This is a genomic window from Parcubacteria group bacterium CG10_big_fil_rev_8_21_14_0_10_36_14, assembly GCA_002772895.1.
GTDB lineage: Bacteria > Patescibacteriota > Patescibacteriia.
In genome coordinates this window covers 1-558 of the sequence record PFCS01000025.1, presented here as the reverse complement: position 1 = coordinate 558, position 558 = coordinate 1, and the positions used below count along the sequence as shown (strand labels likewise).

Genomic DNA, 558 nt, shown 5'->3' with positions numbered 1-558 from the left:
ATTGTCACCGATCGTAAGAGCGCCAGTTGTTGTGAGTGTTCCGGAAATATTGTTTGAACCGATTGTTCCGCCGGATACTGTTAGCGCGTCCGCGATTTCAGCATCAACCCAGTCAAATGAAATAGTACCTCCGTCTGTAAGCTGTGTTGAAGACATACTAGCTCCGGAAATAACTCCTGCGCTTGAGATATCCCAATCATTTGAATTAATCGCGATATCGTCTCCATCACCCAATACGAGGGCACCGGTAAATGTTGCTGTCCCGGCAAAAGTAGAAGTGCCGTCAACACGAAGTGTCCCAGATGCGCCAAAATTTCCGGCTGGCGACATATAGCCTAGAATTGCATTCGAGCTATTTCTCCATTCGGTCAGATTTGAAGTTTGAGTTCCATTTGCTTTTATGACGAATTGAATCTGGTCCGCGTCACCATTGATTGTTAACTTACCGAGCGTACCAGTTCCACCGATTGTTACTTCATCGCCTGCTGTTGAAAGATATATCTCTGCTCCTCCGTCTGTCCAACCAGCTGCTGCTGGTACAGAAGAACAATTTGTTCC

General features: G+C 46.4%; 1 pseudogene (only partly in view). It reads right to left on the bottom strand.

Going from position 1 to position 558, the window contains the following annotated elements:
- A pseudogene (locus COU51_01555) lies at window positions 1–558 on the bottom strand (hypothetical protein) (it extends 57 nt beyond the left edge of the window).